The following is a 19,908-nucleotide window of genomic DNA, read 5'->3' on the forward strand; positions in this document are numbered from 1 at the left end:
CGTATGGTGGCGAGACGCCTGATGCACTACCTCAGGGACCTTTGTGCCGAAAACCGAGCCAAGGGTCTCTATTTCTGTCCTGATCGGACAGGACGGTCCTGTCGGACTCACCTGTCCGGACTTGATGACAGTGAATGACCTGTGGGCCGGGCCCCTCCGCGATGGTGCGAGAGCGGGCGTGGATCCCGGTTACGGATGTTCCTTCGCCTCCAACCCCATGGGGGGCGAGACCCCGAGGCGTGGGGTGGGAGATCCGTCGCCGGTGCCGGCCACCCCCCACCGGGCGCGGATGAGCTCACGAAGCCAAGCGTCCCGAGCAAGCAAGGATCGACCATGGCTTCCAGCCTGACGAAGGAGTCGGCGGCTCCGTCCGCCGAGAAGACCTTCTTCGGCCACCCCCGTGGCCTGGCCACTCTGTTCATGACCGAGATGTGGGAGCGCTTCAGCTTCTACGGCATGAAGGCCCTCCTCCTCGTCTACCTGCTCTCAGGTGGCCCGGACGCCAAGAAGGGCAGCCTGGCGGGCGGCATAGGGATGGACGAGGGCACGGCGATCACCGTGTTCTCCATCTACGTCTCCATGGTCTACCTCCTCGCCCTGCCGGGCGGGTGGCTGGGCGACCGCGTCTGGGGCCCCCGCAAGACCGTGACGATCGCGGCCGTTACGATCATGTCCGGTCACATCGTCCTGGCCCTTCCGGGCGGCGGGACCTTCTTCATCGGTCTGGCCCTGGTGGCCCTGGGCTCCGGTCTGCTGAAGGCCAACATCTCCACGATGGTCGGCCAGCTCTACAAGGACTCGAACGACCCGCGCCGTGACGGTGGCTTCACCATCTTCTACATGGGCATCAACGCGGGTGCCTTCTTCGCGCCGCTGATCATCGGCACCGTCGGTCAGAAGGTCAACTGGCACCTCGGCTTCGCGCTGGCCGCGGTCGGCATGGGCATCGGCCTGGTCGCCTTCCTGCTGGGCACCAAGAACCTGAACCCGGTCAGCTCCGTCGTCCCGAAGCCGCTGTCGGCCGAAGAGCGCACCGCCTGGATCCGCAAGATCGTCATCGCGGTCGCGATCGTGGCCGTGTTCTACACCGCCGTGGGCATGGCCGGCATGTTCACCAAGGCGTGGGCGACCATCCCGCTGACCCTGATCGGTCTGATCGTCCCGACCGGTGTGCTGATCCGCATCAAGCGGGACAAGGACCTCGACCGGACCGAGCAGTCGAAGATGACCGGCTACATCTGGTTCTTCGTCGCCGCCGCCGTCTTCTGGATGATCTACGACCAGGGCGCCTCGACGGTCCAGTCCTTCGGTGAGACCAAGGCTTCCGGCTCGCTGCTCGGCTTCGAGTTCCCCTCGTCCTGGTACCAGTCGCTGAACCCGGTCTTCATCATGGCGCTGGCCCCGGTCTTCGCCTGGATCTGGCTGTGGCTGAACCGCAAGAGCAAGGAGCCGTCGACGGTCGGCAAGTTCGCCGCGGGCCTGTTCTTCATCGGCGTCTCGTTCTTCTTCTTCCTGATCCCGATCGCCATGGCCGCGAACGGCCAGACGGTGAGCCCGATGTGGCTCGTCGGGATCTACCTGATCCAGACGGTCGGCGAGCTGTGCATCTCCCCGGTCGGCCTGTCGGTCACCACGAAGATGGCTCCGGCCAAGTACGCCTCGCAGATGATGGGCGTGTGGTTCCTGGCGGTCACCGCCGGTGACTCCATCACCAGCCTGCTGTCCGACCCGGCCGTGTTCGGCATCGACCTCAACGGCACCGGCGCGGTGGCGATCGAGGCCACCCTCGCCTGCCTGGCCGCTCTCGCGGTCTTCATGTACCGCAGGAACGTCAAGACGCTCATGGGCGACGTGCGCTGACGCACGCCTCCCCGCGGGCGACGGCCCGGCACGCCTTCCGGCGTGCCGGGCCGTCGCGTTGTTCGGGGTCCTCCGGCGGCGCCGTGGAATCAGGCGCCCCGCACCTCGGAGTCGAATCCGACGAGGAAGGACTTGAACCCGCAGCCGACCGAGGCGGCCGAGCCGATGGGGGTCCAGTCGCTGCGGTAGGTCCGGCGCACCACGTGTTCGCGGGCACCCTGCACCGTGTCGCAGATGATCTTCGCGCGGTGCTGCGCGCCGGAGGCGAAGCGTCCGGTGCACCTGGACGTGGCGTTCGGGCGGCCCTTGCCGTCCAGTTCTGCGGTCGTCCTGCAACCGCCCTTGGCAGCGGCCGCGGAGACCGCCGGCGCTCCGAGCACGCTCAGGGCCGAGGCGACGGCCAGCGTCGCGACGGCGAACTTCAACTTCATGGGACTGTCCGTTCTCCGATGTGAGCAGGAGCCGACCGCGCGCCGGTCGGGCTCGTGCCCGCCCGCCGGGAGGTCGCTCGCCGATCTTCGCCGGACCGCGGGAGAACGCGGTATCCGCCAGTCGGCGGGAACTGCCTCCCCGAACGGGGGAAGGGAGTACGAACGGCGCTGTGCGGGCGCGCCTTCCGAAAGCCGCGCGCGCCCCGGCACCACGGCCGGGACGCGCACGGTCGCTCGACGGTGGCTTCCCGTCGGTCAGCGGGTGCCGCGCAGGCGGCGCCACGGGGTGAACGTGAACACCGCGCCGCCGAGCAGGATCACCGTGCCGGCGACCAGGGCGAGGGCCTTGATGCCTCCCTCGTCCTCCGCGCCGGTCTCGGCCAGACCGCCGCCCGAGGTGCCGCTGCCGGACGTCGTCGAGGAACCGGAGCCGCCCGGCTGCGCGGCGGTGTCCAGTTCCAGCGAGACGCCGCTGCTGGTCGCCTTGCAGGGGACGTTGATCGGCGTGGAGCCGGGGGCCATCGTGACGTCGATCGTCAGCTGGTCCGGGCTCAGCGTCACCTTGCCGGACTTCCCGGGCTTGTAGGTGCCGGTCATGTCGCTGAGGCTGACCGGAGCCTTGTCCGGGATCGGCTCGGCGTTGGCCGGGCCGGACACCTTGACCGTGCCGCTGTCCGCCCCGCCGAGCTTCACGTCCATCGAGGGCTTGAGGGCTCCCGCGGGCAGGGCCATGGGCGCCGCCATCGCACCCTTGGCGGTCTTGACCGTCAGGTCGTAGCTGCCGCCGTTCTTCTTGGCGTTGATGGTGACCGGGGTCTTGATGCCGCCCGGGACGACCGGCCCGCAGTCGAAGGCCACCTCGACCGCCTTGCCCGGGAAGTCGGTCTGGCCGCCTCCGCCGCCGGTGGAGCCGCCCGAGGTCGATCCGCCCGTGGTGGTGGAGCCGCCGGTGGTCGTACCGCCGGTCGTGGTCGTGCCACCGGTCGTCGTACCACCGGTCGTCGTACCACCGCTGGAGCCGGCCGACACGTCGATGGTGGCCCCGACGCCCACCGTTCCTGTCGGCGCGCACTTGGTGACGAACGTGCCGAAGGAGAAGGTGACCGCCACGTCGTACTTGCCGGGGGTCAGCGTGATCTTCCCGGCCTTGGTGAGCTTCAGCTTGCCCTTCATCACGGACATCTGCATGGGCGCCTTCTTCGGGATCGGCGGGTTCTTCTTCTCCCCGACGACCTTCAGCTCACCGCCCCCGCCGCCCACGGTGATCCAGCCGGTGGGCTGGACCGCGTCCTGCGGGATGTCCATCAGGTCCGTGTTGTTCGAGGCCGGCTTCACCGTCTCCCAGGACACGTCGACCTCGTCGCCGACCTTCGCCGAGGCCGGCGCGGTGACCTTCGCGGTGGTCTCGCCCTCCACCGGACTCCCGCCCCCGGCCGGGGGAACGCACTTGACGTTGAACTTGGTCTCCGCGGCCTGGGCGGGGGTCGTTCCGATGGCGATACCGGCGCCGCCGAGCAGCAGCGCGATCACGGCCGCGCTCACCCTCCGTTGGGTTTTCACGAATGTCCCTTCGTCGTCGAACGGTTCTCAGACGGTGCGGACGCCTGTGGTGCTGTGCCCGGCGCGCTGTCCGGGGTGAACCACGGCAGGTTCGCCGTGGTGGTCTGGGGGGAGCGCTCCGGGCGGTCGGGGCGCGGGGCCGGCCCGGGCGGCCGCAGGGCCGGGATCCGCGGCAGCCGGGCCGTCACGGCAGCGGCCGCGTCGGGGAGCCGTACGCCCCGGTGGCGGCCGGCGGCGGGAGCGGTGCGCGGCCGGACCCGGTCGACGACGGCCATCCCGATACGGAAGACGGCGGCCGGGACCACCAGCAGGAGCAGGCCCCGGAAGAGCAGCACTCCGTACGGGCGGTCCACCCCCCAGGGCTGCGTGGCCACGACGCTCTCGCCGTACTTGAGGGAGATCGTGTAGTCGCCGTGGGCGCCCGCGGCGAGGGCGACGTCGAGCGCGACCTCCGCCTTGCCGCCGGGCGGGATGGTGCCCTTCCAGCGGGCCTCCTCCCACAGCGGGGCGAACACCCCGTGCGCGGTGCCGAGCTGGAAGACCGGGTCCTTGACGGGGACCGGGCCGAGGTTGCCGACGGTGACCTTGAACTTCCGGGTGGGCGGGGCGCCGAACCAGGTCAGCACTCCGTCCTCACCCTCCAGCCGGACTCCGGTGAGCATCGCGAGGCGGGCCGTGCCGGATTCGGCGGGCAGCTCGGCGACCGGGTGGTCGGTGATCTTCAGAGGGGTCGCGACGGTGGACCGGTCGCCGTTGACGGAGGTGACGTTGACGATGCAGGGGCAGGGCTTGGGCGGCGCCACCACGGGCAGCTGTGCGGTGAAGCTCCCGTCTGCGGCGACCGAGACGGCGGCGCCGTCGGCGTTGGCGCAGCTGTTGGTGCCGCCGATCATGTTCTGCCCGCAGACCAGCAGCATCACCAGCGTCTTCGCCGGCCAGCCGGTGCCGGTGACGGTGATCCCGGTGCCCTTGGCTGCCTCCTGGAGCGAGAGCGCCACGGCCGGCCTGCCCTCGGCCGCGGCGGCCGGGCCCGCGGGGAACAGGGCGAGGGCGCACACCGCCAGCCCCGCGGCCAGCAGGGCTGCGACTCTTCTCACCTGGCGGCTCCCGTCGGTTCGTGGTGCGGTGCAGGGGTCGTCGGTCCGGCCGCGGACGGCCCGTCCGGCGCCGGGGCCGGGCCCGGTTCGGGACGCCGGCCGCGTACGAGGTGCAGCGCGGCGGCGGTGGTCGCGCCGAGGCCGAGCAGACCGGCGCCGGTCCAGCCGGGGAGGCCTCCGGGAACCAGCCAGCGCGAGCCGCCGGCCTCCCCGCGGGCGCCGCCCGGGGCGGTCACGGTGACGGTGACGCGGACCCGGTCGAGGGCCGGGGCGCCGGGCCAGGGCTCGGTGAGCTCCACCCGCTGGCCGGGCAGCAGTTCCACCGGCAGGGTGCGGGCGCGGGGCGCGGCGGGCGGGTCGCCGATGAGGGCGTCGGTCCGGATGCGGAGTTCGGGGGCGAGGGCCACGTTGCCCCGGTTGACGAGGGTGTAGGCGATGGCGGCGGACCGGCCCCGGCCGCGTACGGCGACGTCCTCGACCGTGAGGGCGGCCAGCGTGGGGCCGCCGACCCGCAGGTGGACCCGTACGGCGGCCTCGTGTCCCGCCTCGGCGGCGACCACGGCGGCGGGGTGGTCGCCGGGCGCGGACGCGGGCGGCACGGTGAGCGTGAAGGGGACCACGGCGCGGGTGCGCGGCGGGACCGTCACGGTGGTGGCGGTCCCGAAGCTGATCCAGGAGCCGGCCCCGCGGGTGGCGGGCGCGGCGGTGGCCGGGCGGACCGCGAGGGCGCCGTCGGCGGTGTTGTGGGCGTCGGCCCCGCGCAGCGTGAGGATCCGCTCCCGGTCGGTGGTGTTGACCAGGGCGAGGCGGTCCTCCAGCACGGTGCCGGGGGCGCCCGCGAGGTAGAAGTAGGGGCGGACTGCGGCGGCCGTTCCCGCGGCGGGCTCGGCGGTCCAGCCCGGCTCGTCGGCGGCCGCGGGGGGCGCCGGGGCCGCGTACAGCGCGGCGGCGGCGAGCAGGAGCACGGCGCCGGCGCGCCTCAGGGTGTGGAGCACGGGCATGACCGGGGTGCTCCGTTCAGGACCGGGCCCGCTGGCCGCGCCGGGTCAGCCAGAGCACTCCGGCGGCGCCGGAGAGCAGCACGGTGCCGCCGAGGGTGCCGAGGGCGAGGGCGGAGTCCGTGGGCCCGGTCTGCGGGAGGGTGTCGCCGGTGGTGTCGGCGCCGGCGGCGGACTGCGTGCCCGCCCCGCCCGGCGCGGTGACGTCCAGCTCCAGCGAGGGCTTCGGGTTGTTGCCGGGGGTGCAGGTGGTCGTGGTGCTCATCGCCATGATGGTGAGCACCCCGGCGGTGAAGGTGACCTTGCCGCTCTTCTTGGGCGTGTAGGTGCCCGAGAGGTCGGTGATCCTGATGGGTGTGTCGGGGGGCACGGCCTCGGGGTTGGGCGGACCCGAGACCGGTACGGACACCTTCTCGGCGCCGTCGACGAGGATGACGGCGCTGGGATTCATCGCGCCCTTGCCCAGCTCGATGGGGCTGGACGACACGCCCTTCTGGAACGACATCGTCAGCTTGTAGCCGTCGCCCTCCTTGACGGCCTTGATGTCGATGGGCGACACCGCCGACTTGTCCCCGATCGGGGTCTTGCAGTCGTAGGCGACGTCGACGACTGCGGCATGGGCCGCGGGGGCGGTGAGCAGCACCGCCGTTCCGGCCAGCGCGGAGGCCAGCACGAGCGCGGTGGAGCGTTTGCGGTCGGACACCTTCGTCTTCCCCTCGGGCCACAGATAACTGACGGAACATCAGATCGGTGGCTCAAGGTACGCCCGGGGTCTTACGGAGGGAAGACAAAGGACAACCCGGGATTGACCGTTCGTCAGTGCACGCGACGGCCCCGCTGCCAGACGGTGGAAACGAGCGGGACGCCCGGTCGGTAGGCGAGGTGGACGTGGCTCGGGGCGTCCAGCAGGGCCAGGTCGGCGCGGGCACCCGGGGCCAGCCGGCCGATGTCGTCGCGGCGCAGGGCGCGGGCCCCGCCGGCGGTGGCCGACCAGAGGGCCTCGTCGGGGGTCATGCGCATGTCGCGGACGGCGAGCGCGATGCAGAACGGCATGGAGCTCGTGTAGGAGGAGCCGGGGTTGCAGTCCGTGGACAGGGCGACGGTCGCCCCCGCGTCGATCAGGCGCCGGGCGTCGGGCCACTGGGCCCGGGTGGAGAACTCGGCGCCGGGCAGCAGGGTGGCGACGGTGGTGCCGGCGGCCTGGGCAAGGGCGTCGACGTCGGCGTCGGTGAGGTGGGTGCAGTGGTCGGCGGAGGCGGCCTCCAGCTCCACGGCGAGCTGGACACCGGGCCCGTGGGAGAGCTGGTTGGCGTGCACGCGGGGGATCAGCCCGGCGGCGGCCCCGGCGGTGAGGATCGCGCGGGCCTGATCGCCGTCGAAGGCGCCCTTCTCGCAGAAGACGTCCACCCAGCGGGCGTACGGGGCGCAGGCCGCCAGCATCTCGCCGGTGACGAGGTCGACGTAGGCCGCCGGGTCCTCGGCGAAGTCGGGGGAGACGATGTGCGCGCCGAGGTAGGTGACCTCCTCGGTGTGCGCGGCGGCGATGCGCAGGGCGCGGGCCTCGTCGGCGACGGTGAGGCCGTAGCCGGACTTGGTCTCGAAGGTGGTGGTGCCCTGACGGCGGGCCTCGTCGAGGTGGCGCACCAGGTTGGCCTCCAGCTCCGCGTCGGTGGCGGCGCGGGTGGCGGCGACGGTGGTGCGGATGCCTCCGGCGGAGTAGGCGCGGCCCGACATCCGGGCGTTGAACTCCTGGGTGCGGTCACCGGCGAAGACGAGGTGCGAGTGGGAATCGACGAAGCCGGGGATGACGGCCCGGCCCTGCGCGTCGAAGCTCTCGTCCGCGGCCGGGGCCTTGGCGGCGGGGCCGACCCAGGCGACGGTCTCGCCGTCGATGACGACGGCGGCGTTCTCGATCAGGCCGAGGGGGGAGCCGTCGCCTGCGGCGGGGTCGTTGGTGACGAGGCTGCCGATGTTGGTGATGCAGGTGGTGGTCATGGGGTTCCTCTCAGAGCTTGCTTGTCCCCCACCCCGCCCCTTCCCGAAACCGGGCTCCGCCCCGGACCCGGTCCTCAAACGCCGGACGGGCTGGAAATCCAGCCTCGCCGGCGTTTGAGGCGCGGGGTCCGGGGCGGAGCCCCAGGAAGCGGTCAGCGGCGGACGGCGGCGATGGACTCGGACAGGGCCGTCGGGACGTCCCCGACCAGGGTGTGGTGGCCGTCGCGGACGATGTGGCGGCCGCCGACCACCGTGTGGCGGACGTCCGAGGCGGTGGCGGCGAAGACCGCCGTCTCGGCCCCCAGCCGCGGCAGCGGACCGGCCGTGCGTACGGAGTCCAGCGCGATCGTGGTGAAGTCCGCGAGCGCGCCCGCCTCCAGGCGGCCCGCGTCCGGGCGCCCGAGGGCCGCGTGGCCGTCCTCGGTGGCGGCGCTGAGCAGGGCGTTCGCCGTCCAGTGTCCCCGGGTACGGCTGCGCAGCCGCTCGTTCAGCTCCATCGCGCGGGCCTCTTCGAGCAGGTCGATCACGGCGTGGCTGTCGCTGCCCAGGGACAGCGGGCTGCCCGCGTGCTGGAGGCGGGTCGCCGGGCCGATGCCGTCCGCGAGGTCGCGTTCGGTGGTGGGGCACATGCAGGTGCCCGTGGTGGTCCCGCCGAGGAGGGCGATGTCCACGTCGGTGAGGTGCGTGTTGTGCACGCCGGTGGTGCGCGGGCCGAGCACTCCGTGGTCGGCCAGCAGCTGGGTCGGGGTGCGCCCGTGGGCGGCGAGGCAGGCGTCGTTCTCGGCGGTCTGCTCCGAGAGGTGGACGTGCAGGGGCGCCCGGCGCTCCTCGGCCCAGCCGGCGACGGTGGCCAGTTCGGCGGCCGGTACGGCGCGGACCGAGTGGATGGCGGCGCCGATCAGGGCGTGCTCACGGGGCTTCAGCGCGCTCGCGCGTTCCGCCCAGGCCTCGGCGGTGCCGTCGGAGAAGCGCAGCTGGTGGCTGTTGGGGGCCTCGCCGAAGCCTGAGGACAGGTACGCCGTGTCGAGCAGGGTGATCCGGATGCCGGCCGCGGCGGCGGCCTCGATCAGGGCCTCGCCCATGGCGTTCGGGTCGGCGTACGCGGCGCCGCCGGGCGCGTGGTGGACGTAGTGGAACTCGCCGACGTTGGTGATGCCGGCCAGCGCCATCTCGGCGTACACGGCGCGAGCGAGCGCGAAGTAGCTCTCGGGCGTGAGGTTCTGGGCGACCTTGTACATGAGGTCGCGCCAGGTCCAGAAGGTGCCCGAGCCGACCTGGACGGTGCCCCGCAGAGCCCGGTGGAAGGCGTGGCTGTGCGCGTTGGCCAGGCCCGGGAGCGTCAGGCCGCGCAGCACCTCCGCGCCCGGCGGCGGGCTGCTCACGCCGGTGCGCAGGGCGCCGATCCGGCCCTCGGCGTCAACCTCCAGGGCGACGCCCGGCTCGACGTGGGTGCCGAGCCAGGCGTGCTCCAGCCAGTACGTCGTCAGCGACATGCCAGGCCTTCCAGTACGTCGGCGAGGGCGAGGACGCCCGCCACGCAGTCGTCCTCGGCGGCGAACTCCCTCGGGGAGTGGGAGACGCCGGTCGGGTTCCGTACGAACAGCATCGCGGTCGGGACGGCGGCGGAGAGGATTCCGGCGTCGTGTCCCGCCCCGGTCCCGAGGACGGGGACCGAACCGCCCAGGATCCGGTTCATCTCGTCGCGCAGGGCGTGTTCGAACTCGACGACCGGGGTGAAGGACTCCCGGACGATGCCGAGGTCGATGCCGTCCTGGTCGGCGCGCTCGCGGGCGGCCTTCTCGATGGCGGTGACGACCGTGTCGAGGGTGGCCTGGTCGGCGGCCCGGGAGTCGAGCCAGCCGCGCACCAGCGACGGAATGGCGTTGACCCCGTTGGGCTCGACCGAGATCTTCCCGAAGGTGGCGACGGCCCCGGCGAGGGCCGCCTCGGTGCGCGCCGCCAGCACGGTCGCCGCGTAGGTGAGCATCGGGTCGCGGCGGTCGACCAGCCGGGTGGTGCCGGCGTGGTTGGCCTCGCCCCGGAAGTCGAACCGCCAGCGGCCGTGCGGCCAGATCGCGGAGGCGATGCCGACCCGGTCCCCGGACAGGTCCAGGGCGCGGCCCTGCTCCACGTGCAGTTCGACGAAGGCGCCGATGCGGCCGAGGCGTTCGGGGTCGGCCCCGATGGCCTCGGGGTCGTAGCCGGCGGCCTCCATGGCCCGGGGCAGGGAGACACCGTCGGCGTCCCGCAGCTCGTACGCCTTCTCCCTGGTCAGCTGCCCGGCGGCGAGCCGCGAGCCGACGCAGGCGAGCCCGAAGCGGGCGCCTTCCTCGTCACCGAAGTTGGTGATGGCGAGCGGCCTGGAGAACTCCACGCCCCTCCTGCGGAGTTCGTCCAGGGCCGCGAAGGAGGACACCACGCCGAGGGGGCCGTCGAAGGCCCCGCCGTCGGGGACGGAGTCCAGGTGGGAGCCGGTGACCACGGCGTCCCCCGCGAGGGGGTCGCCGAGCCAGGCCCACTGGTTGCCGTTGCGGTCGGTCTCGTACGTGAGCCCGCGCGCCTCGGCCTGCTCCTGGAACCAGGTCCGGCAGTCGGCGTCGGCCCCGGTCCAGGCGTAGCGGCGGTATCCGCCGGTGTCGGCGTTCCGGCCGATGGGCGCGAGCTCGGCCCACATGCTGTGGAACGATGCGGCCTCGCTCACGCGTCGTCGCCCTCACGCATGGGGACGCGGACGCCGCGCTCGTCGGCCACCGACTCGGCGATGTCGTAGCCGGCGTCGACGTGGCGGATGACGCCCATGCCCGGGTCGTTGGTGAGGACGCGGCGGATCTTCTCGCCGGCGAGCGGGGTGCCGTCGGCGACGGTGACCTGGCCCGCGTGGATCGAGCGGCCCATGCCGACGCCGCCGCCGTGGTGGATGGAGACCCAGGAGGCGCCGGAGGCCACGTTGACCATGGCGTTGAGCAGCGGCCAGTCGGCGATCGCGTCGGAGCCGTCGAGCATGGCCTCGGTCTCGCGGTAGGGGGAGGCCACCGAGCCGCAGTCGAGGTGGTCACGGCCGATGACCAGGGGCGCGGCGAGGGTACCGTCGGCCACCATCTCGTTGAAGCGCTCGCCGGCCTTGTCGCGCTCGCCGTAGCCGAGCCAGCAGATGCGCGCGGGCAGGCCCTGGAAGTGGACGCGCTCGCCCGCCATCTTGATCCAGCGGTGCAGGGACTCGTTCTCGGGGAAGAGCTCCAGCATCGCCTTGTCGGTCTTGTGGATGTCCGAGGCCTCGCCGGACAGTGCCGCCCAGCGGAAGGGGCCCTTGCCCTCGCAGAACAGCGGGCGGATGTAGGCGGGGACGAAGCCGGGGAAGGCGAAGGCGCGGTCGTAGCCGGCCAGCTGGGCCTCGCCGCGGATGGAGTTGCCGTAGTCGAAGACCTCGGCGCCGGCGTCCATGAAGCCGACCATGGCCTCGACGTGCTTGGCCATCGACTCGCGGGCGCGGGTGGTGAAGCCGGCCGGGTCCTTGGCGGCGTAGGAGGCCATGTCGTCGAAGTCGACGCCGACGGGCAGGTACGCGAGCGGGTCGTGGGCCGAGGTCTGGTCGGTCACGATGTCGATCGGCGCGCCCTCGGCGAGCATCTGCGGGAGCAGCTCGGCGGCGTTGCCGAGCAGGCCGATGGAGAGCGGCTTGCGGGCGTCGCGGGCCTCGACCGCCAGCTGGAGGGCGTGGCGCAGGTTGTCGGCCTTGACGTCCAGGTAGCGGTGCTCGATGCGGCGGTCGATGGCGCGCGGGTCGACGTCGATGCAGATCGCGACGCCGTCGTTCATCGTCACGGCCAGCGGCTGGGCGCCGCCCATGCCGCCGAGGCCGGCGGTCAGGGTGATGGTGCCGGCGAGGGTGCCGTTGACCCCTCCCTTACCGATTGAATGCAGCTTGGCGGCGACGGCGGCGAAGGTCTCGTAGGTGCCCTGGAGGATGCCCTGCGTGCCGATGTAGATCCAGGACCCGGCGGTCATCTGGCCGTACATGGTCAGGCCCAGGTGCTCCAGGCGGCGGAACTCCTCCCAGTTGGCCCAGTCGCCGACGAGGTTGGAGTTGGCGAGCAGGACGCGCGGCGCCCACTCGTGCGTCTGCATCACGCCGACCGGGCGGCCGGACTGGACCAGCATGGTCTCGTCCTGCTTGAGGGTCTGCAGGGTGCGGACCATGGCGTCGTACGAGCGCCAGTCGCGGGCGGCCTTGCCGGTGCCGCCGTAGACGACCAGCTTGTCCGGGTGCTCGGCGACCTCGGGGTCGAGGTTGTTCTGGAGCATCCGCAGCGCGGCCTCCTGCTGCCATCCCAGGGTGCTGAGGTCGGTGCCTCGCGCGGCACGTACGGGGCGGGGTCCTGACATGGCGGTGCCTCCTCCGATGTTGGTCAATCTATTCACATCCTCCCGCCCTGAATAGATTCAGTCAACAGCTGCGGTCGGCCCCGTCGAATGATGGGATGGCCGACATGGCTGCACACACGGAGGGTGAGGGCGCCGTCGAGGCAGCCGCCGAGAGCTCTGCCGCGCGCCGGGAGCTGGCCGTACGGGCCGCCGTCGCGCAGGGCCTCGTGGGCGGGGCCGACGCCGCGGAGCCCCTGACCTGCCTGCTGGACATCGCCGGGATCCGATCCTCCGCCGCCGCCCTGACCGGCGCCTTCGCCGCCGCGACGGCCCCCGGCACCCCCGTCCTGCACGCCTTCGCCGTCAAGGCCGCCCCGCTCGTGCCGGTCCTGCGACTGCTCGCCGACGCCGGACTCGGCTGCGAGGTGGCCAGCCCCGGCGAGCTGGCGCTGGCCCGGGCGGCGGGGGTCCCCGCGGCCAGGACCGTCCTGGACTCCCCCGCCAAGACGGTGGCCGAGCTGCGCGAGGCCCTGGCCCTGGGCATCGCCCTGAACGCCGACAACCCGCAGGAGCTGGCCCGCCTCGACGCGCTCGTCGCGGCGGCGGCCGCGCCCACCGCGGCCCCGATCGGCCTGCGGATCAACCCGCAGACCGGCGCCGGGACCATCGACGCCCTGTCCACGGCGACCGCGACCTCGAAGTTCGGGATCGCGCTGCGCGACCCCGGCGCGCGCGACTGGCTCGTACGGGCCTACCTGGACCGGCCGTGGCTCACCCGCCTGCACATCCACTCGGGCTCCCAGGGCGTCCCCCTGGCCCTGATCGCCGAAGGCGTACGCGAACTGCACGCGCTGGCCGAGGAGATCAACGCGGCGGCCGGACGGCGCCAGGTCGACACCCTCGACATCGGCGGCGGGCTGCCGGTGAACTTCGCCTCGGACGAGGAGACCCCGACCCACGCGCAGTACGTGGCCGCCCTGCGCGAGGCGGTCCCCGCCCTCTTCGACGGCTCGTACGGCCTGGTCACGGAGTTCGGCCGGTCCCTGCTGGCCAAGCACGGCCTGGTGCTGGCCCGCGTGGAGTACACCAAGACCAGCGGCTCCCGGCCCATCGCGCTCACCCACGCAGGGGTCCAGCTCGCGACCCGCACCGCGTACGCCCCGGCGGCCTGGCCGGTGCGGATCCTGCCGTACGACGCGAAGGGCGTCCCGAAGGCCGGCGACCCGGTGCCCCAGGACATCGCGGGCCCGGCCTGCTTCGCGGGGGACCTGCTGGCCGTCGCGCGCGAGCTGCCGCGGCTCGCCCCCGGCGACCTGATCGGCGTCCCGGACACCGGTGCGTACTTCTTCACGGCCCACTACGGCTACAACAGCCTGCCCCGCCCGGCGGTCCACGGCTTCGCGATCACGCCGTCGGGCGAGGTCCGCTTCCGCCTCGTCCGCCCGGCGCAGGACGTGCCGTCGATCGTCACGGAGGCGGGCGGGGACTTCCGCGACGCCCTGCTGTAGCCCCGGGGCTCCGCCCCGCACTTCAGCCCCGCCGGCGCCTCAGGCGCGGGGTTCGGGGCGGAGCCCCGGTCTTCGCGCCGCGCCGCGTCCCGGGGCGCGGGCCCCGGACGCGGGCCCGGGGCCCGGCTCACTCCACGAAGAGGCCCCGCGCAGCGGCCCGCGTGTCGAAGGCCTCCAGTCGCGCCTGCGCGTCCGGCAGCGCGTCCGCCATCGACTCCAGCAGCACCCGCCCCAGCAGCATCGGCGCGCACGCCGTGTCGAAGGCCAGCCCGGTGCCGACCTGCGCCGGGATCAGCAGGTCCGAGTGGCGGGCCACCGGGGCGAAGGCCGAGTCGGCGACCGTGACCACCGTCAGGCCGGCCGCTCGCGAGCGTTCCAGCGTCTCCACGACCTCCCGGGGGTGCCGGGGCAGCGCGAAGCACAGCAGGGCCGTGGCGCCCTCGTAGCGCGCCGCGTCGATGCGGTCCTCCAGCATCGTGCCGCCCTCGTCGAGGAGGCGTACGTCCGGGTGGACCTTCGACGCGAAGTACGCGAACCCGCGCGCCTGCGACGAGGCCGCCCGCAGCCCGAGCACCAGCAGCGGCGTCGAGGCGGCGAGCAGCCGCCCGGCCTCCTGGACCGGTGAGGGATCCGCGAGCATGGCCGCCAGCTGCCGCAAGTTCTCGATCTCGCCGAGGACGGCCTGCTGGTACTCGTTGTACGAGTCCTCGTGCGCGGCCTCGGGCCGCTCGGCGGGGGCCACCTCGCGCAGGTGGCGGCGCAGCGCGGGATACCCGTCGAAGCCGAGCGCCACGGCGAACCGGGTCACCGAGGGCTGGCTCACCCCGGCCAGCTCGGCCAGCTCGACGCTCGACAGGAAGGGCACCTCCGCCGCCCCGCGCACCATGCAGTGCGCGATCCGCCGCTGGGTCGGCGTCAGCCGGTGCCCCTCGAACAGCTTCTGCAGCCGCGCGGCCGGGCTGTCACTCATCCCGTCCCCTCCGTCCCGGTGAGTTATTCAGTCACGGAGCACTCTGCATGCGGTTATGCAGCGGGGCAAGCCGTGCCCGCGATGCGGATACGGGGGACAGCCCCAGTGCCGGGGCCCGCGGAGGTTCCTACGGTGGAGGCATGGACGCCCACGCCCAAGAGCTCAAGAAGGAATTCGACGCGACGATGGACGCCCGGCGCGAGCTGGGCCCGGAGTACGAGGCCGCGCTGGTGGACTCGTTCGTCGAGAAGGTCGACACCCAGGTCCGGCGCCGCCTCGCGGAGGAACGCCTGGCCGCGGCCCGCGGCGGCGGCCGGACGCCGTCGGCCGCCCCGGGGGACGGGAACTTCGGCGAACGGTTCGGCTTCGCGATCATCACGCTGGTGCTGGCGATCCCGCTGTCGGCCATCGCCGCCGCACAGGCACGGCTGCCGGGGCTGATCGTCGCCTGGGCGGGCATCGTGGGCGTGAACTTCATCCACGCCCATCGCCTCCGCCGCGGCGGACCGGACCCGCTGGACTGACGCCGGTCCCGCCGCCACCACCGCCGCACGGGCGAGTGAGCCGAAGGGGCGCGACGGGGAGTGCGGGCGAACGCGCGGAGGAACCGTGAGGCACGAGCGGTTTTCGAGCACGTACGCCGTCACGAGCCGGCAAAAGGCGCCCCGGAGGCGAACCGAGCCCTGAAAAAGGGATTGCGCGGGGACCGCCGCACCCTCGGTTGCCCGAGGGGCGGGACGACGGCGGTCCCCGCGAAGGACACGGCCGGGTCAGGGCCGTCCGCGTCCGTGGCGTACGCGCGGTCCGGGAGCCGCTCCGGAGGTACGCACACGCCGTTCCGTGGTGCCGGCCGGGTTCCGGTCTCCCGGACTTCCCTGCCGACAACCACCACTGTGCCGGAGCCGTGTTAAGCGGGTGCTGCCGTCACGTGTCGTGCCCGTACCGTTTGCGCGAAGGCCGCGCCACGGGCCGGATGCCAGGGGTCGGAGGCGGGCCGTGGGCCCGCTCCCCGTTCCCCGGGCGGGCCGCAGGCTACTTGGCGGCCTTGGCCAGGAAGGCCAGCAGGTCCTGGCGGCTCACCACACCGGTGGGCTTGCCCTCGACCAGCACGATCGCCGCGTCCGCCTCGCCGAGCACCGCCATCAGCTCGGACACCGGCTCGCCGGAGCCGACCTGCGGCAGCGGGGAGCTCATGTGCTTCTCCAGCGGGTCGGTCAGCGAGGCCCGCTGGGCGAACAGCGCCGCCAGCAGCTCCTTCTCGACCACGGAGCCGATGACCTCGGCAGCCATCACGTCCGGGTGACCGGCGCCCGGCTTGACGATCGGCATCTGCGAGACGCCGTACTCGCGCAGGACCTCGATGGCCTCGCCGACGGTCTCCTCGGGGTGCATGTGGACGAGGGACGGGATGCCGCCCTCCTTGTCGTTCAGCACGTCACCGATGCGCGCGGCGGGGCCGGCCTCCTCCAGGAAGCCGTGTCCCGCCATCCACTCGTCGCTGAAGATCTTGCTGAGGTAGCCGCGGCCGCTGTCCGGCAGCAGGACGACGACGACGTCGTCCGGGCCGAGGCCCTCGGCGGCCTTGAGCGCGGCGACGACGGCCATGCCGCAGGAGCCGCCGACGAGCAGGCCCTCCTCCTTGGCGAGGCGGCGGGTCATCTGGAAGGAGTCCTTGTCGGACACCGCGATGATCTCGTCGGTGACGTCCGGGTCGTAGGCGGTCGGCCAGAAGTCCTCGCCGACGCCCTCGACCAGGTACGGGCGGCCGGAGCCGCCCGAGTAGACCGAGCCCTCGGGGTCGGCGCCGATGACCTTGACCTTCCCGCCGCTGACCTCCTTGAGGTAGTTGCCGGTGCCGGAGATCGTGCCGCCCGTGCCGACGCCCGCGACGAAGTGGGTGATCTTCCCGTCCGTCTGGTCCCACAGCTCGGGGCCGGTGGTCTCGTAGTGCGAACGGGGGTTGTTCGGGTTGCTGTACTGGTCGGGCTTCCAAGCGCCGGGCTCGCGCGCGAGGCGGTCGGACACGTTGTAGTACGAGTCCGGGTGCTCGGGGTCGACGGCGGTCGGGCAGACCACGACCTCGGCGCCGTACGCGCGCATCACGTTGATCTTGTCCATGGACACCTTGTCAGGGCAGACGAAGATGCACTTGTAGCCCTTCTGCTGGGCCACGATGGCGAGTCCTACACCCGTGTTGCCGCTGGTCGGCTCCACGATGGTGCCGCCGGGCTTGAGGGCTCCGCTCTGCTCGGCGGCCTCGATCATCCGTACGGCGATCCGGTCCTTCACGGATCCACCGGGATTGAAGTACTCGACCTTCGCAAGGACGGTGGCCTGCAGGCCTTCGGTCACACGGTTGAGCTTCACCAGCGGGGTGTTGCCGACGAGGCTGATCATCGAGTCGTGGAATTGCACCATGTTCTCCAAGGAGGGGACTCCACGGGTTCTCCGGGAGGTCCGGCCAGAGTATGCCGAAAGGGATTGGCCGACCGTCCGTACGGGGCAGGTAGGGGTCAATGAGGACCGAGGAGGTGGCCTGAAGGATGTCCAGGGCGAGAACAGCCCGCCGGATCGCGGCGGGGGCGGCGTACGGCGGAGGCGGACTCGGACTGGTCGGGGCCGCCGCGGTCGGGCTGGTGGTGGCCGAGATGCAGTTCGCCAGACGGGCGGTCGGATCCGGGCTGCCGGAGCCGCCGCGTGCCGACGGGCTGTACGGGAGCGAGTTCGGCGGGCCGGAGCAGAGCCCGGGCTCCCTGCATCTGGGCATGCTGGGTGATTCCACGGCCGCCGGGCTGGGCGTACGGCGGGCCCGGCAGACGCCGGCGGCCCTGCTGGCCTCCGGTCTGGCCGCGGTGGCGGAGCGGCCGGTGGAGCTGCGCAACGTGGCCCTGTCGGGGGCCATGTCGGACGATCTGGACCGGCAGGTGGGCCTGCTGCTCGGCGGCACCGCGCCGCCCCCGGACGTCTGCGTGATCATGATCGGTGCGAACGACGTGACCCGCCGGATGCCGCCGACGCAGTCGGTGCGGCTGCTGACCTCGGCCGTCCGCCGGCTGCGCATGGCCGGCTCCGAGGTCGTCGTGGGCACCTGCCCCGACCTGGGAACGATCGAGCCGGTGTACCAGCCGCTGCGCTGGCTGGCCCGACGGGTCTCGCGCCAGCTGGCCGCCGCGCAGACCATAGGGGTGGTCGCGCTGGGCGCGCGTACGGTCTCCATGGGAGACCTGCTGGGCCCGGAGTTCGCCGCGAACCCCCGCGAGATGTTCGGCCCGGACTCCTACCACCCGTCGGCGGAGGGGTACGCGACCGCCGCCATGGCCGTGCTGCCGACCCTGTGCGCGGCGCTGGGCCTGTGGCCGGAGTCGGACCGGCTGGACGTGTCCCGGGACGAGGACATGCTGCCGGTGGCGAAGGCCGCGTCGGCCGCCGCGGGCCAGGCAGGAACGGAGGTCACGGCGGTCCGTGGCCCCTGGGTACTGCTCAAGCACCGCCGCAGGCGGCGGGTGCCGGCCACGGACCCGGCGCAGCCGACCGTCACCTGAGACCGGCACCGGGGGGGGCCGTGGGCCGAGTGCGGCCCGTGTCACACGCCCCGGCCGGTGACCTGGACCGTACGGGGCGGTAACTTCGCATGCGGTCCCGCTCAGAGCCGCAACACACCCTTGGAGTCCCGATGCCCGAAGCCGTCATCGTTTCCACCGCCCGCTCCCCGATCGGGCGCGCCTTCAAGGGGTCCCTCAAGGACGTGCGGCCGGACGACCTGACCGCGACGATCATCCAGGCCGCCCTGGCCAAGGTCCCCGGGCTGGACCCGCGCGAGATCGACGACCTGATGCTGGGCTGCGGCCTGCCCGGCGGCGAGCAGGGCAACAACCTGGCCCGCATCGTGGCCGTGCAGATGGGCATGGACTTCCTGCCCGGCACCACCATCACCCGCTACTGCTCCTCCTCGCTGCAGACCTCCCGGATGGCCCTGCACGCCATCAAGGCGGGCGAGGGCGACGTCTTCATCTCCGCCGGCGTCGAGATGGTGTCGCGGTTCGCCAAGGGCAACTCGGACTCCTGGCCCGACACCCACAACCCGCTCTTCGCCGAGGCCGAGGCCCGTACGGCGGCCGTCGCCGCGTCGACCGGCTCCGACTGGCACGACCCGCGCGAGGACGGCCTGGTCCCGGACGCGTACATCGCGATGGGCCAGACCGCCGAGAACCTGGCCCGCATCAAGGGCGTGACCCGTCAGGACATGGACGAGTTCGGCGTCCGCTCGCAGAACCTCGCGGAAGAGGCCATCAAGAACGGCTTCTGGGCCCGCGAGATCACCCCGGTCACCACCCCGGACGGCACGGTCGTCTCCACGGACGACGGCCCGCGCGCCGGCGTGACCCTGGAGGGCGTGCAGGGCCTCAAGCCCGTCTTCCGCCCCGACGGCCTGGTCACGGCCGCCAACTGCTGCCCGCTGAACGACGGCGCCGCTGCGCTGGTCATCATGAGCGACACCAAGGCCCGCGAGCTGGGCCTGACCCCGCTGGCCCGGATCGTCTCCACCGGTGTCACCGGCCTCTCCCCCGAGATCATGGGCCTGGGCCCGGTCGAGGCGTCGAAGCAGGCCCTGAAGCGGGCCGGGCTGACCGTCGGCGACATCGACCTCTTCGAGATCAACGAGGCCTTCGCGGCCCAGGTCATCCCGTCGTACCGGGACCTGGAGATCCCGCTGGAGAAGCTGAACGTCAACGGTGGCGCCATCGCCGTCGGCCACCCCTTCGGGATGACGGGTGCGCGCATCACCGGCACTCTGATCAACAGCCTGCAGTTCCACGACAAGCAGTTCGGTCTCGAGACCATGTGTGTCGGCGGCGGCCAGGGCATGGCCATGGTGATCGAGCGCCTGAGCTAATTGGATCAAGAGTGTGCCCAGGCGCCGCAAGGGATCCGGCCGGATCCCTTGCGGCGTACCGGCACCGGATCCAACCCCCTCGCGGCCGACCTGTGACCAAATTTCCCCCAGGATGTGACCTATCTCCTGGGGGATCGGTGTTTATGCAGGTCACGGCCGGTACAGATGCTGCCTGTGTGACGAAAGCCCTGTCCATTTCGTGACGTAATGCACTGCACGCCATTCCCAGGTCG

Annotated in this window: 16 protein-coding genes; 5 read left to right on the top strand and 11 right to left on the bottom strand. The window is 72.6% G+C overall.

The window, feature by feature from the left end:
* Positions 1-333: 333 nt before the first annotated feature.
* Positions 334-1,860, top strand: a complete 1,527-nt coding sequence (locus IE257_RS21735; protein ID WP_189971111.1) for a peptide MFS transporter — start codon at positions 334-336, stop codon at positions 1,858-1,860.
* Between the two features lie 89 nt (positions 1,861-1,949).
* On the opposite strand, the gene IE257_RS21740 is transcribed toward IE257_RS21735, so the two are convergent.
* From IE257_RS21740 to hutU, 9 genes are all read right to left on the bottom strand, one after another.
* Positions 1,950-2,291, bottom strand: coding sequence for a hypothetical protein (locus IE257_RS21740; protein WP_189971114.1), 342 nt, complete (start codon positions 2,289-2,291; stop codon positions 1,950-1,952).
* 255 nt (positions 2,292-2,546) lie between these two features.
* On the bottom strand, positions 2,547-3,833 hold the full coding sequence (locus tag IE257_RS21745; RefSeq protein WP_189971116.1) for a hypothetical protein: 1,287 nt from the start codon (positions 3,831-3,833) through the stop codon (positions 2,547-2,549).
* Positions 3,834-3,847: 14 nt separating this feature from the next.
* Positions 3,848-4,948: a neocarzinostatin apoprotein domain-containing protein gene (locus tag IE257_RS21750; RefSeq protein ID WP_189971118.1), complete on the bottom strand. Its 1,101-nt coding sequence runs from the start codon at positions 4,946-4,948 to the stop codon at positions 3,848-3,850.
* A complete protein-coding gene (locus IE257_RS21755; protein WP_189971120.1) occupies positions 4,945-5,949 on the bottom strand; it encodes a COG1470 family protein in 1,005 nt (334 codons plus the stop codon). The genes IE257_RS21750 and IE257_RS21755 overlap by 4 nt, the downstream gene beginning before the upstream one ends.
* 16 nt (positions 5,950-5,965) lie before the next feature.
* Entirely contained in the window at positions 5,966-6,649 is a 684-nt protein-coding gene (locus IE257_RS21760; protein ID WP_189971122.1) for an LPXTG cell wall anchor domain-containing protein, read from the bottom strand.
* Positions 6,650-6,762: 113 nt separating this feature from the next.
* The gene (hutI, locus tag IE257_RS21765; RefSeq protein ID WP_189971124.1) at positions 6,763-7,941 is read right to left on the bottom strand and encodes an imidazolonepropionase; all 1,179 of its coding nucleotides are present in this window, start codon (positions 7,939-7,941) and stop codon (positions 6,763-6,765) included.
* Between the two features lie 152 nt (positions 7,942-8,093).
* Positions 8,094-9,434 (bottom strand): formimidoylglutamate deiminase, encoded by a 1,341-nt coding sequence (locus tag IE257_RS21770; protein WP_189971125.1) that lies wholly within the window; start codon positions 9,432-9,434, stop codon positions 8,094-8,096.
* Positions 9,425-10,615, bottom strand: a complete 1,191-nt coding sequence (locus IE257_RS21775; protein WP_189971538.1) for an allantoate amidohydrolase — start codon at positions 10,613-10,615, stop codon at positions 9,425-9,427. The genes IE257_RS21770 and IE257_RS21775 overlap by 10 nt, the downstream gene beginning before the upstream one ends.
* Before the next feature lie 23 nt (positions 10,616-10,638).
* On the bottom strand, positions 10,639-12,324 hold the full coding sequence (gene hutU / locus IE257_RS21780) for a urocanate hydratase (protein WP_189971127.1): 1,686 nt from the start codon (positions 12,322-12,324) through the stop codon (positions 10,639-10,641).
* Positions 12,325-12,428: 104 nt separating this feature from the next.
* Between hutU and IE257_RS21785 the strand changes: the two genes are divergently transcribed.
* Positions 12,429-13,811 carry a type III PLP-dependent enzyme domain-containing protein gene (locus tag IE257_RS21785; RefSeq protein WP_189971129.1) on the top strand — a complete coding sequence of 461 codons (1,383 nt, stop codon included), beginning with the start codon at positions 12,429-12,431 and terminating at the stop codon, positions 13,809-13,811.
* Positions 13,812-13,938: 127 nt separating this feature from the next.
* Here the strand turns inward: IE257_RS21785 and IE257_RS21790 are convergent, their stop codons facing one another.
* A complete protein-coding gene (locus tag IE257_RS21790) occupies positions 13,939-14,781 on the bottom strand; it encodes a MurR/RpiR family transcriptional regulator (RefSeq protein WP_189971131.1) in 843 nt (280 codons plus the stop codon).
* Between the two features lie 140 nt (positions 14,782-14,921).
* On the opposite strand from IE257_RS21790, the gene IE257_RS21795 reads away from it, so the two are divergent.
* Complete coding sequence (locus IE257_RS21795; RefSeq protein WP_189971133.1) at positions 14,922-15,305, top strand: hypothetical protein; 384 nt, start codon at positions 14,922-14,924, stop codon at positions 15,303-15,305.
* Between the two features lie 508 nt (positions 15,306-15,813).
* On the opposite strand, the gene IE257_RS21800 is transcribed toward IE257_RS21795, so the two are convergent.
* Positions 15,814-17,196, bottom strand: coding sequence for a cystathionine beta-synthase (locus tag IE257_RS21800; protein ID WP_189971540.1), 1,383 nt, complete (start codon positions 17,194-17,196; stop codon positions 15,814-15,816).
* A 128-nt stretch (positions 17,197-17,324) separates the two neighbouring features.
* Between IE257_RS21800 and IE257_RS21805 the strand changes: the two genes are divergently transcribed.
* Positions 17,325-18,323 (top strand): SGNH/GDSL hydrolase family protein, encoded by a 999-nt coding sequence (locus IE257_RS21805; protein WP_189971135.1) that lies wholly within the window; start codon positions 17,325-17,327, stop codon positions 18,321-18,323.
* Positions 18,324-18,454: 131 nt separating this feature from the next.
* Positions 18,455-19,675, top strand: coding sequence for an acetyl-CoA C-acetyltransferase (locus tag IE257_RS21810; RefSeq protein WP_189971137.1), 1,221 nt, complete (start codon positions 18,455-18,457; stop codon positions 19,673-19,675).
* Positions 19,676-19,908 lie beyond the last annotated feature (233 nt).

This window comes from Streptomyces avidinii (assembly GCF_014650695.1).
GTDB lineage: Bacteria > Actinomycetota > Actinomycetes > Streptomycetales > Streptomycetaceae > Streptomyces > Streptomyces avidinii.